Genomic DNA, 10232 nt, shown 5'->3' on the forward strand with positions numbered 1-10232 from the left:
ATTGACAAAGCGGGTATACTATCAGGTTGGTTCACCCGCTCCTAATTCGATGGATCATATCTTTATACAGGGCGCCCGCACCCACAACCTGCGGGGCATCACCCTGTCCCTGCCCCGGGACCGGCTGGTGGTGATCACGGGACTGTCCGGCTCCGGGAAGAGCTCGCTGGCCTTCGACACCATCTACGCGGAGGGTCAGCGCCGCTACGTGGAGTCACTGTCCACCTATGCCCGGCAGTTCCTGTCGATGATGGACAAGCCCGACGTGGACCACATCGAGGGGCTGTCGCCGGCGATCTCCATCGAGCAGAAGGCCACCTCCCACAACCCGCGCTCCACGGTGGGCACGGTCACCGAGATCCACGACTACCTGCGCCTGCTCTTCGCCCGGGCGGGGACGCCGCGCTGCCCCGAGCACGGCATCGAGCTGCGCGCGCTCACCGTCAGCCAGATGGTGGACCGCATCCTCGCCATGGAGGAAGGCAGCCGCATCCTGCTGCTCGCCCCGCTGCGGCAGGCCGCCACCGGCGACCACCAGGCGCTCATCGACGCCCTGCGGGGCCAGGGCTACATCCGCGTGCGCGTCGACGGCGTGGTCCATGAGCTCGACGAGCCGCCCGCGCTCGACCCGCAGCGGCCCCATACCATCGAGGCGGTGGTGGACCGGCTGCGGGTGCGCGACGACCAGGCCCAGCGCCTGGCAGACTCCGTGGAGACCTGCCTGGGCCTGGCCGACGGGCTGCTGCGGGTGGCCTCCATGGACGACCCGGACGCCGAGGCGCCGCTGCTCACCGCCCACCACACCTGTCCACTCTGCGGCTACGCCCTGGAGGCCCTGGAACCGCGGCTGTTCTCCTTCAACAACCCCCATGGGGCCTGCCCGGAGTGCAACGGCCTCGGTGTGCAGCAGTTCTTCGACCCCGAGCGGATCGTGGCCCACCCGGAGCTGTCCCTGGCCGGTGGCGCCATCCGTGGCTGGGACCGGCGCAACGCCCACTACAGCCGTATCCTCGCGGCGCTGGCCGCGCACTACGGCTTCGACGTGGAGACGCCCTGGCGGGAGCTGCCCGAGGGCATCCGCGAGATCCTCCTGCGCGGCAGCGGCGAGGAGGCCATCGTGTTCCGCTACCACGGTCCCAGCGGTGAACACGTGCGCGAGCACCCCTTCGAGGGCGTGCTCCACAACCTGGAGCGGCGCTACCGGGAGACGGATTCGGCGGCGGTGCGCGAGGAGCTCGGCCGCTACATCAGCACCCGGCGCTGCGCGGCCTGCGGTGGCTCCCGGCTCAACGAGGCCGCCCGCAACGTCTTCATCGACGACTGGACCCTGCCCGCCGTCTCCGCGCTGCCCGTGGGCCGCGCACACGCCCTGTTCGAGACGCTGGATCTGCCGGGGGCCCGCGGCGAGATCGCCGCGCGCATCCTCCGCGAGATCCGTGACCGGCTGGGCTTCCTCGTCAACGTGGGGCTCGACTACCTGACCCTGGAGCGCGGCGCCGACACCCTCTCCGGCGGCGAGGCCCAGCGCATCCGCTTGGCCAGTCAGATCGGTGCCGGGCTGGTGGGGGTGATGTACGTCCTCGACGAGCCCTCCATCGGGTTGCACCAAAGGGACAATCAGCGATTGCTCAATACGCTGCAGCGGCTGCGTGACATGGGCAACACCGTCATCGTCGTCGAGCACGACGAGGAGGCCATCCGCAGCGCCGACCATGTCATCGACATGGGCCCGGGGGCCGGCACCCATGGGGGCATGGTGGTGGCGGCAGGAAAGCCCGCGGCGATCGAGGCCAATCGCGAGTCCCTAACCGGCGAGTATCTCGCCGGCCGCCGGCGCATCGAGGTGCCGGAGCGCCGTGTCGCCCCGGGCGGGGGCTGGCTGCACCTGCGCGGCGCAAGCGGACACAATCTCCGGCAAGTGGACGTGGCACTGCCGCTGGGGCTCATGGTGGGCATCACCGGCGTCTCCGGCTCCGGCAAGTCGACGCTGATCAACGAGACCCTCTACCCCCACGCCGCCAACCGCCTCAACCGGGCGGCCCTCGAGGCCGCCCCCTGTGAGGCGGTGGAGGGGCTGGAAGGTCTGGACAAGGTCATCGACATCGACCAGAGCCCCATCGGCCGCACGCCACGCTCCAACCCGGCCACCTACACCGGCATCTTCACCGCCATCCGCGAGCTCTTCGCCGGCACACCGGAGGCCCGGGCCCGGGGCTACGGACCCGGCCGGTTCAGCTTCAACGTCAAGGGCGGGCGCTGCGAGGCCTGCCAGGGTGACGGGGTGATCCGCGTGGAGATGCACTTCCTGCCGGACGTGTTCGTGCCCTGCGACGTCTGCGGCGGGGCGCGCTACAACCGCGAGACCCTGGAGGTGCGCTACAAGGGCCTGAATATCCATGAGGTCCTCGAGCTCACCGTGGAAGAGGCGCTGGCCGTATTCGAGCCAGTGCCGGTGATCGCCCGGCGGTTACGCACCCTCACCGAGGTGGGGCTCGCCTACGTCAAGCTCGGCCAGAGCGCGACGACGCTCTCCGGCGGCGAGGCCCAACGCGTCAAGCTCGCCCGGGAGCTCTCCAAGCGCGACACCGGCCAAACACTGTACATCCTCGACGAGCCCACCACCGGGTTGCACTTCCACGACATCGCCCAGCTCCTCGCCGTACTCACCCGGCTGCGCGAGCACGGCAACACGGTGGTGGTCATCGAGCACAACCTGGACGTCATCAAGACCATGGACTGGCTTATCGACCTAGGCCCCGAGGGCGGCGACGGCGGCGGCCGCGTGGTCGCCACCGGCACCCCCGAGGACGTGGCCGCGGTGGCGCAATCCCACACCGGCCGCTACCTCCGCGACATCCTGCCCGACACGATACCAGCGGCCGTAGGGCGGCCGTAGCCCGTAGGACCGTAGGGCGGACGAAGTCCGCCAGCAGCAGCCGTAGGTCGGCCGTAGCCCGTAGGACCGTAGGGCGGACGAAGTCCGCCAGCAGGCCGAAGCCCAGAATCCGCCATGCCCCGGCGGACATCGCCTGCAAGGCAGGCTCCTACGGCCACTCGGCGTTCCCGGGTGTAGGAGCGCGCCCCGCGCGCGACGGACCGTAGGACCGTAGGGCGGACGAAGTCCGCCAGCAAGCCGAAGACCGGGATCCGCCAGGGTCCTGGCGGGTTACGCTTCGCTCCACCCGCCCTACCCGTCGTCGGCCCTACCGCCCCGCATATTCGTCCATGAAGGGATTGCGAACCTGCAGCCCCTCGATGCGCTGCCCATGCTGAAGGTCCTCGGTGTACAACACTTCGGCGCCACCCTGGAGGGCCGACTGGAGGATCAGCGAATCCCAAAACGAAAACCGATAGCGCTGACTGCCCTCGATCGCTGCCAGGATCAATGGCGGATCGACTTGGGTCACCGCGAATCCCGAGAGGTCGCGCACGGCGTGCATGGCCGCCTCCGGCGACAACGGCTCAGCGAGCTTGCGCGTCACCGCGACATAGAACTCCTGCAAAACTTGGGTGCTCAGCAGCACCCGCCCTTCGGTCGCGGTTTGTCGGAGGAGCTCGCCGGCCCGGTGCTGCTTCTCCGGCGCGTCGGCATCGAAGAGGTACACGAAGACGTTGGTGTCGAAGAATGCCCGCATTCAATCGCGCTCGTGGAGCTCGTCCCGACTCCAGCACCGCCCCCCACGCCGGCTATGGGATTCCCGCGCCAGGGCAACCAGATCATCCGCGGCGGCAAGCTGGCCCTGGGAGACCCGGGCATACCCCTCGAGGAGATCGCGGATGACCGCATTGACCGAGGTGCCCTGCTGCAGGGCGCGGATCCGCGCCTGCTTCAGCACCTCCTCGTCCACGCTGATGGTCACATTGGCCATAACAATCGCCACCTCGTGCTACACGGTTTCAGTGTAGCACGGCCTTTAACCAGGATCGCCTGCAAGGCAGGCTCCTACGGCCACTGGGCGTTCCCGGTGTACGAGGTGTACGAGCGCGCCCCCGCGCGCTAAGGGCCGTACGGCGGATGGAGGCCCTCAGGCCGTAATCCGCCGGGGCCCGGCGGACTGCGCTACGCTCCGTCCGCCCTACCCGCTACCGCACCAGCACCGCACCGAGGATCGGCGCAGGACCACCGTAGGGCGGACGAAGTCCGCCACCGACCTTGCCCGCAGGTCGGGTTCCGCCGCCCCATTGGCGGACTGCGCCGCGCTCCGTCCGCCCTACCCGCCTACGCCTTGGCGGCAGCGAGGGCCTGGTCGATATCGGCGATGATGTCGTCGACGTGCTCGATGCCGATGGAAAGCCGCACCATGTCGCGGCTCACACCGGCGGAAGCGAGCTCCTCGTCGTTGAGCTGACGGTGAGTGGTGGTGGCCGGATGGCAGGCGAGGGTCCGGGCGTCACCGATGTTGACCAGCCGGATGATGAGCTGCAGGGCGTCGATGAACCGGGCGCCCGCGGCCTCGCCGCCCTCGATGCCGAAGCTCAGGATGCTCGCCGCGCGGCCGTCCATGTACTTCTGCGCCAGGTGGTGGTGGGGGCTCTCCTCCAAGCCGGCGAACTTCACCCACTTCACCTGGGGATGCGCGCTCAGGTGGCGGGCCACCAGGTCGGCGTTCTCGCAATGGCGCTCCATGCGCAGGGGCACTGTCTCGATGCCCTGCAGGAGCTGGAAGGCGTTGAACGGCGACAGCGCCGCACCCATGTTGCGCAGCGGCGCCACCCGGCAGCGGCCGATGTAGGCGGCCGCGCCCAGGGCCTCGGTATAGACCACGCCGTGATAGGAGGGGTCGGGCTCGTTGAGCATGGGGTAGCGCTCGGGGTGCTCCGCCCAGGGGAAGGCCCCGGAGTCCACGATCACCCCGCCGACGGTGGTGCCATGGCCGCCCATGTACTTGGTCAGCGAATGGATGACGATGTCGGCGCCGTGCTCGAAAGGCCGCCACAGGTAGGGCGTGGGCACGGTGTTGTCCACCATCAGGGGCACGCCGGCCTCGTGGGCGATGGCGGCGAAGCGCTCCACGTCAACGATGTTGCCGTTGGGGTTGCCGACCGTCTCGCAGAACACCGCCTTGGTCCGTTCGTCGATGAGCCCGGCGACGCGCTCGGGCTGGTCGGCGTCGACGAAGCGCACCTCGATACCCTGATTGGGCAAGCCGTGGGCGAAGAGGTTGTACGTGCCGCCATAAAGTTGGCTGGTGGCGACGATGTTATCCCCGGCGCGGGTGATGCACTGGATGGCATAGGTGATCGCCGCCATACCCGAGGCCACCGCCAGGGCCCCGACACCCCCTTCCATGGCCGCCACCCGCTGCTCGAGCACCGCATTGGTGGGGTTCATGATGCGGGTGTAGATGTTGCCCTCGACCTTGAGGTCGAAGAGATCGGCCCCGTGCTGGGTGTCGTCGAAGGCGTAGGAAGTCGTCTGATAGATCGGAACCGCCACCGCCTTGGTGGTGGGCTCAGGGTCGTAACCGGCATGTACGGCAAGGGTTTCCAGCTTCACGGCGCCTCTCCTCCTCGAAGTCCAAGTCGTAGCCGGCAATAATAACCGGCATAGCCGCCGATACACATGGATGAACACGAATATCGATATGTCCGGGGCACCACCTTCTCGGCATCGGTGGTAACCCGTGGCTCATACTGAGTATGACTTGAATTGATAATATTGGGTGGATACTTGAATCCTACGCGTAGCATGAGAAGATAGTGCGTTACTTCGCGCGTATCCGGCTGGGGCCGGCGGACTTCGTCCGCCCTACCCGCTCCCTTGGCCGTGCGGCCGCTGGTAGGGCGGATGGAGGCCGAAGGCCGGAATCCGCCGGCTACGGTCCATCGCGCGCGGGGCGCGCTCCTACACGTGGGCAACGCCCCATAGGCCGTGTCCCACCGGCTGTAGGAGCCTGCCTTGCAGGCGATTCCGGCCGAACCCCGGCGGTCGCCGCCCACGGTGGCGCCGGCGCGTAGGGCGGATGCAGGTCACCAGGCCGCTCCGCCATGACAATATTCACAGCAACGTACAGGTTTCTACATGTCCGATCGCATCAAGCGAGATCTCGCCAACCGTATCCTGCTGCTGGACTGTGCCATGGGCACCATGATCCAGAAGCAGCCCCTCGAGGAAGCGGATTTCCGCGGTGAGCGCTTCGCCGATCATCCGAGCGCGCTCAAGGGCAACAACGATCTGCTCACGCTCACCCGGCCGGATCTCATCCGCGAGATCCACGAGGCCAATCTCGCCGCCGGCGCGGACATCATCGAGACCAACACCTTCAACGCCACGCGACTGTCGCAGTCGGACTACGACACCGAGGACCTGGTCCCCGAGCTGAACCGCGAGGCGGCGCGCCTGGCGCGGGCCTGCGCGGACGAGTGGACGGAGAAGACCCCGGAGCAGCCGCGCTACGTCACCGGTGTGCTCGGCCCCACCAGCCGCACCGCCTCCATCTCCCCGGACGTGAACAACCCGGGCTACCGGAACGTCACCTTCGAGGAGCTGCGCAGCAACTACCTCGAGGCCGCCCACGGGCTGATCGAGGGCGGCGCCGACCTGATCCTGGTCGAGACCATCTTCGACACGCTGAACGCCAAGGCCTGCCTGTTCGCCCTCGAGCAGCTCAACGAGGAGCTCGGCCGCAAGGTGCCGGTAATGATCTCCGGCACCATCACCGATGCCTCCGGGCGGACCCTGTCCGGCCAGACCACCGAGGCCTTCTGGAATTCCGTGCGCCACGTCGAGCCCTTCTCCATCGGGCTGAACTGCGCCCTCGGCGCCGAGGACCTGCGCCCCTACATCCAGGAGCTCTCCCGGGTGGCGAGCAACACCTACGTCTCCGCCCACCCCAACGCCGGGCTGCCCAACGAGATGGGCGAGTACGACCAGACCCCAGAGCAGATGGCCAAGCTCATCGGTGAGTTCGCCGACAGCGGCTTCCTCAACATCGTCGGCGGCTGCTGCGGCACCACCCCGGAGCACATCGCCGCCATCCGCGACGCCGTCGACGGCAAGGCCCCGCGGGAGATCCCCGAGCTGCCGCCGGCGCTGCGGCTGTCCGGCCTGGAGCCGCTCAACGTCGGCGACGGCGACCTGTTCGTCAACGTCGGCGAGCGCACCAACGTAACCGGCTCCGCGAAGTTCAAGCGCCTGATCAAGGAAGAGGACTACGACACCGCCCTCGACGTGGCCCGCCAGCAGGTGGACAACGGCGCCCAGGTCATCGACGTGAATATGGACGAGGGCCTGCTCGACGCCGTCGCCTGCATGGACCGATTCTTAAAGCTCGTGGCCTCGGAGCCGGACATCGCCCGCGTGCCCATCATGGTGGACTCCTCCAAGTGGGAGGCCATGGAGGTGGGCCTGCAGAACATGCAGGGCAAGGGCATCGTCAACTCCATCAGCATGAAGGAGGGCGAGGACGATTTCCGCCACAAGGCGGAGCTGGTGCGCCGCTACGGCGCCGCGGTGATCGTCATGGCCTTCGACGAAGAGGGTCAGGCGGACACCTACGAGCGGCGCATCGAGATCGCCGAGCGGGCCTATCGCATCCTCACCGAGGAGCTGGGCTTCCCGGCCGAGGACATCATCTTCGACCTCAACATCTTCCCGGTGGGCACGGGCATCGAGGAGCATGCCCGCTACGGCATCGACTTCATCGAGGCGACGCGCTGGGTGAAGACCCACCTGCCCCACGCCAAGGTCTCCGGCGGGCTATCCAACCTGTCGTTTTCCTTCCGGGGCAACGAGCCGGTGCGACGCGCCATGCACTCGGCCTTCCTCTACCACGCCATCCAGGCGGGCCTGGACATGGCCATCGTCAACGCCGGCCAGCTCGATGTTTACGACGACATCGACAGCGAGCTCCTGGAGCTGGTGGAGGACGTGCTCTTCGACCGCCGCGAGGATGCCACCGAGCGACTGGTGGACCGCGCCGACGAGTTCAAGGGCCAGGGCGCGAAGGCCGAGGAGAAGAACCTGGAGTGGCGCGAGTGGCCGGTGGAGAAACGCCTGGAGCACGCGCTGGTCAAGGGCATCACCGAGTACGTGGTGGACGACACCGAGGAGTGCCGCCAAAACTTCGACCACCCCATCAAGGTGATCGAGGGGCCCCTAATGGACGGCATGAACGTGGTCGGCGACCTCTTCGGCGCCGGCAAGATGTTCCTGCCCCAGGTGGTGAAGTCCGCGCGGGTGATGAAGAAGGCGGTCGCCCACCTCATCCCCTATATCGAGGCGCTGAAGACCGAGGACGACCAGACCAACGGCCGGGTGGTTATGGCCACCGTGAAGGGCGACGTCCACGACATCGGCAAGAACATCGTGGGGGTCGTTCTGCAGTGCAATAACTACGAGGTCATCGACCTCGGGGTGATGATCCCCAACGAGAAGACCCTGGAGGCGGCCAAGGAGCACAACGCCGACATCGTTGGCCTCTCCGGGCTGATCACCCCGTCGCTGGACGAGATGGTGAACATGGCCAAGGAGATGGAACGCCAGGGCTTCCGCATCCCCCTGCTCATCGGCGGGGCCACCACCTCCCGGGTGCACACGGCGGTGAAGATCGCACCCCAATACAGCGGCGACACCATCTACGTCAAGGACGCCTCCCGCGCTGTCGGCGTGTGCTCCAAGCTCTTGAGCGAGACCCAGCACGACGAGTACGTCGCCGAGATCAAGGAGGAATACGAGCGGGTGCGTGAGCAACGCGCCCGGCGCCAGGAGAAGCAGAAGTGGGTCACCATCGAGGACGCGCGGGCCAACCGCACCCCCATCGACTGGAGCGGCTACAAGCCGGTGCAGCCCAACGAGCCCGGGATACAGGTCATCGAGGACCAGCCCCTGGAGGAGCTGCTGGATTACCTGGACTGGACGCCGTTCTTCCAGGCCTGGCAGATGACCGGCAAGTTCCCGAAGATCCTCGACGACGAGAAGCAGGGCGAGCAGGCGCGCAAGCTCTACGACGATGCCCGGGCGATGCTCGAGCGCATCATCGAGGAGAAGTGGCTCACCGCGCGCGGGGTCTTCGGCCTGTTCCCGGCCAATGCCGTCGGTGACGACACCGAGCTCTACACCGACAACGACCGCGACCACGTGCTCATGGTTACCCATCACCTCCGCCAGCAAACGGAGAAGCCCGAGGGCCGGCCCAACCAGTCCCTGGCGGACTTCATCGCGCCCAAGGACACCGGCATCGCCGACTGGATGGGCGCCTTCGCCGTGACCGCGGGCGTCGGCATCGACGAGCACGTGAAGCGCTTCGAGGCCGACCACGACGACTACAACGCCATCCTGCTCAAGGCCCTGGCCGACCGCCTCGCCGAGGCCTACGCCGAGATGCTCCACGCGCGGGTACGCCGGCAGCACTGGGGCTATGCGGCGGATGAGGCGCTCACCAACGACGATCTCATCGCCGAGAAGTATCAGGGCATCCGTCCGGCGCCGGGATATCCGGCCTGCCCGGACCACACCGAGAAGGACCTGCTCTGGGAGCTCATCGACCCCAAGGGCAACATCGGCCTGGAGCTCACCTCCTCCAAGGCCATGGTGCCGACGGCGGCGGTCTCCGGTTGGTACTTCGCCCACCCGGAGAGCCGCTATTTCGGCCTCGGCAATATCTACCGCGACCAGGTCAAGGACTACGCCCACCGCAAGGGCATGGATCCGTCCACGGCGGAGCGCTGGCTCGGCCCGAACCTGGGCTACGACCCCGAGGAGGGCTGAGCCGCGGGGCGCGCTTCGCCGGCCCCGCGGCGGACTGCGCTTCGCTCCGTCCGCCCTACGCGGTGTTACGACCCGGATGAGGGCTGACGCCGGGGCTCCGCCGTAAGGCGAATAGACGCGTAGGACGGATGCAGGCCGAAGGCCGGAATCCGCGGGGGTACTCCCCCGGGGATCCCGCCAAGCCCCCCGGCGGACTGCGCTTCGCTCCGTCCGCCCTACGCGGTGTTACGACCCGGATGAGGGCTGACGCCGGGCCCCCGCCGTAAGGCGAATACACGCGTAGGGCGGATGCAGGCCGAAGGCCGGAATCCGCCGGGGTATCGTCGGACTCTCCCCAGGCCCCCGGCGGACTGCGCTGCGCTCCGTCCGCCCTACCCGTCAGTCGGCCGCCATGCCGTCGTGCGGTAGGGCGGATCCAGGCCGAAGGCCGGAATCCGACGGGGTACCGTCGGACTCTCCCCAGGCCCCCGGCGGACTGCGCTGCGCTCCGTCCGCCCTACCCGTCAGTCGGCCGCCATGCCGT

5 protein-coding genes are annotated in these 10232 nt (G+C 67.9%); 2 read left to right on the forward strand and 3 right to left on the reverse strand.

The window, feature by feature from the left end; all coding sequences use genetic code 11:
* Positions 1 to 49: 49 nt before the first annotated feature.
* Positions 50 to 2896 carry an excinuclease ABC subunit UvrA gene (gene uvrA / locus ACQ754_RS15995; protein WP_440998050.1) on the forward strand — a complete coding sequence of 949 codons (2847 nt, stop codon included), beginning with the start codon at positions 50 to 52 and terminating at the stop codon, positions 2894 to 2896.
* Positions 2897 to 3203: 307 nt separating this feature from the next.
* Here uvrA and ACQ754_RS16000 read toward each other — a convergent pair whose 3' ends face one another.
* From ACQ754_RS16000 to ACQ754_RS16010, 3 genes are all read right to left on the reverse strand, one after another.
* Positions 3204 to 3635 carry a PIN domain-containing protein gene (locus ACQ754_RS16000; RefSeq protein ID WP_440998051.1) on the reverse strand — a complete coding sequence of 144 codons (432 nt, stop codon included), beginning with the start codon at positions 3633 to 3635 and terminating at the stop codon, positions 3204 to 3206.
* Positions 3636 to 3869, reverse strand: a complete 234-nt coding sequence (locus tag ACQ754_RS16005; RefSeq protein WP_440998052.1) for a hypothetical protein — start codon at positions 3867 to 3869, stop codon at positions 3636 to 3638.
* 350 nt (positions 3870 to 4219) lie between these two features.
* On the reverse strand, positions 4220 to 5497 hold the full coding sequence (locus ACQ754_RS16010) for a bifunctional O-acetylhomoserine aminocarboxypropyltransferase/cysteine synthase (RefSeq protein WP_440998053.1): 1278 nt from the start codon (positions 5495 to 5497) through the stop codon (positions 4220 to 4222).
* Between the two features lie 525 nt (positions 5498 to 6022).
* Here ACQ754_RS16010 and metH point away from each other — a divergent pair.
* Positions 6023 to 9709 carry a methionine synthase gene (gene metH / locus ACQ754_RS16015; protein WP_440998054.1) on the forward strand — a complete coding sequence of 1229 codons (3687 nt, stop codon included), beginning with the start codon at positions 6023 to 6025 and terminating at the stop codon, positions 9707 to 9709.
* The last annotated feature ends 523 nt before the right edge of the window (positions 9710 to 10232 follow it).

It is taken from the genome of Arhodomonas sp. SL1 (assembly GCF_052060015.1).
Taxonomy (GTDB): domain Bacteria; phylum Pseudomonadota; class Gammaproteobacteria; order Nitrococcales; family Nitrococcaceae; genus Arhodomonas.

Bases quoted from the DNA above. Each gene is read 5' to 3' on its own strand.
- uvrA (WP_440998050.1), top strand. From the start codon at position 50: ATGGATCATATCTTTATACAGGGCGCCCGCACCCACAACCTGCGGGGC.
- metH (WP_440998054.1), top strand. From the start codon at position 6,023: ATGTCCGATCGCATCAAGCGAGATCTCGCCAACCGTATCCTGCTGCTG.
- ACQ754_RS16000 (WP_440998051.1), bottom strand. From the start codon at position 3,635: ATGCGGGCATTCTTCGACACCAACGTCTTCGTGTACCTCTTCGATGCC.
- ACQ754_RS16005 (WP_440998052.1), bottom strand. From the start codon at position 3,869: ATGGCCAATGTGACCATCAGCGTGGACGAGGAGGTGCTGAAGCAGGCG.